This window comes from Pseudoalteromonas sp. SWXJZ94C (assembly GCF_015864385.1).
Taxonomy (GTDB): Bacteria; Pseudomonadota; Gammaproteobacteria; order Enterobacterales; family Alteromonadaceae; genus Pseudoalteromonas.
The window spans coordinates 1-2,750 of sequence record NZ_JADYXF010000106.1 but is presented as its reverse complement, the minus strand read 5'-3'; the positions used below and the strand labels follow the sequence as shown (position 1 = coordinate 2,750).

Genomic DNA, 2,750 nt, shown 5'->3' with positions numbered 1-2,750 from the left:
GAGCAATCAAGCGTGGTAGTAAACGGTGTAATAGAAGAAGCCGATACAAACCAAACCGCGACAGTCACCTTTACAGATAGCAATAACGACACAGTTGTAGTTACTGGCGTATCAATTAACGCAGCAGGTGAGTGGGTTATTGATGCAACAGACATAACAACGCTTGCCGATGGTGAAATTACAGCAAGCGTTAGCGCATTAGACGTTGAGGGCAATTTAGCCACAAATGAAACCAGCTTTACCAAAGACGCCAACGCCAATGTAACCGTTGAAATACAAGATACAGCTGATAACGTTATTAACGGCAATGGCGAAAGCTCAGCTGTAAAAATTACAGGCACAGCGGTTGGTGTAGAGAATGGCCGTACGGTTACAGTAACAGTGACCGATGGCACAACAACTAAAACCTTTACTGCAATAGTGATTGGTGAAGCGTATACAATTTCAGATAAAGATTTATCAGCCTTTAACGATGGTGAAATTACAGCCACAGCCACGGTAAGCGACTTAGCTGGCAATACAGCAACTAGCCAAGATACCGCAATTATTGACCAAACAGCCGTTACTACCATTACAATGGCAGCGGGCGATGACGTAGTTAATAGCAATGAGCAAAGTAATGTAGTTGTAAGCGGTGTGATTGATGAAGCCGATACAAACCAAACCGCTACAGTCACCTTTACAGATAGCAATAAAGACACGGTTGTTGTTACTGGCGTATCAATAAATGCAGCAGGTGAGTGGGTTATTGATGCAGCAGACATAACAACGCTTGCCGATGGTGAAATTACAGCAAGTGTTAGCGCATTAGACGTTGAGGGCAATTTAGCCACAAACTCAACCAGCTTTACCAAAGACGCCACAGCTACTGTAACGGTAGATATAAACGACACAGACGACAACGTAATAAATGGCAATGGCGAAAACACCAATGTTGAAATTACAGGTACTACAACCGGTGTTGAAGACAACCAAAAAGTAACGGTTGTAGTAAAAGATGCAGCCGGTAACGAACGCAGCTTTGAAGCCACCGTTACAAATAATGCTTACACAATTACAGGTGCAGACTTATCGGGTCTTAACGACGGTACATTAACCGCCACAGCCACCGTAAGTGATGTAGCCGGTAACACAGCCACTAATACCGATACAGCTATTCACGATAAAACAGCAGTTACTACCATACAAATGGCAGCGGGCGATGACGTAGTTAATAGTGATGAGCAAAGTAATGTAGTAGTAAGCGGTGTGATTGATGAAGCCGATGCTAACCAAACAGCCACCGTAATATTTACTGATAAAGATGGTAAAAAAGTTACAGTTGAAAACGTCGCTATTAACGCAAATGGTGAATGGCAAGTTGATGCAGCAGATATAACAACGCTTGCCGATGGTGAAATTGAAGTAAGTGTTAGTGCATTAGACGTTGAGGGCAATTTAGCCACAAACGCAACCACCTTTACTAAAGACACCACCGTTGCAGTAACAGTCGATATAAACGACACGAACGACAACGTAATAAATGGCAATGGCGAAAACACCAATGTTGAAATTACAGGTACCACAACCGGTGTTGAAGACGACCAAAAAGTAACGGTTGTAGTAAAAGATACAGCCGGTAACGAGCGCAGCTTTGAAGCCACCGTTACCAATAATGCTTACACAATTACAGATGCAGACTTATCGGGTCTTAATGATGGCACATTAACCGCCACAGCCACCGTAAGTGATGTAGCCGGTAATACAGCCACTAATACCGATACAGCCATACACGACAAAACAGCAGCTACTACCATTGCAATGGCAGCGGGTGATGACGTAGTAAATGCAGCCGAGCAAACAAATGTTGTCGTGAGTGGTCAGGTTACTGATATAGAGCCGACTAATACAGCAACAGTTACTTTTACTGATGAAAATGGCTTACCCGTTACTATAAACAACGTCACAATTAATGACGATGGCAGTTGGGAAGTTAGTAGCGCAGATATTAATACGCTTGCCGATGGCACAATTACTGCCGCTGTTAGTGTATTTGATGATGCTGGTAACCAAGCTACAAATAGCACCACTTTCGAAAAAGACACCCAAGCTTCAATTTCTATTCCGAGCGAAAACAACGACTTATTAATTAACAATGCAGAAAAATCGGCTGTAGTTATCAATGGTCAAAGCGTAAATATAGAAGAGGGCAAAATCGTTAATGTTACGGTGTCTGATGGTACTAAAACAGTAACAGGGCAAGCGATTATTTTAGCTGATGGAACATGGCAAAGTAACTCGCTCGATTTAACGACCCTTGATGAAGGGGCACTGACTGTTACAGCAACAACCGCCGACACTGCAGGCAATACCGCAAATGCAGATCTTAACATTGTTAAAGATACACAAAGCGCTGTTACGGTAAATGTGGGCGATGATGCAGTTATAAATGCTGCTGAGCAAAGCACTGCTAAAGTAGCAGGCACAGTAACCGACGTAGAAGCTAACCAAAGCGTAGCAATTATCATTAAAGACAGTGACGGCAGTACTGTATTTAATGGCAATGCAAGTGTAGATGACGCTGGCAAATGGGAATTAGATAGCAGTATTTTAAATGCACTGTCTGATGGCGACTACACAGTAGATGTAAGCACACAAGATGTAGCCGGCAACGTAACTACTAACACGCTAGATTTCACTAAAGACACACAAGCCAGTACAACGCTAGTGCTTGAAGACTCAGTAATAAATGCAGCAGAAGACGACGCGGT

Annotated in this window: 1 protein-coding gene; it reads left to right on the top strand. The window is 43.0% G+C overall.

The window, feature by feature from the left end:
- Positions 1-2,750, top strand: a 2,750-nt coding sequence (locus I6F65_RS21100; RefSeq protein ID WP_231613263.1) for an Ig-like domain-containing protein, incomplete at both ends; no start/stop codon positions are given.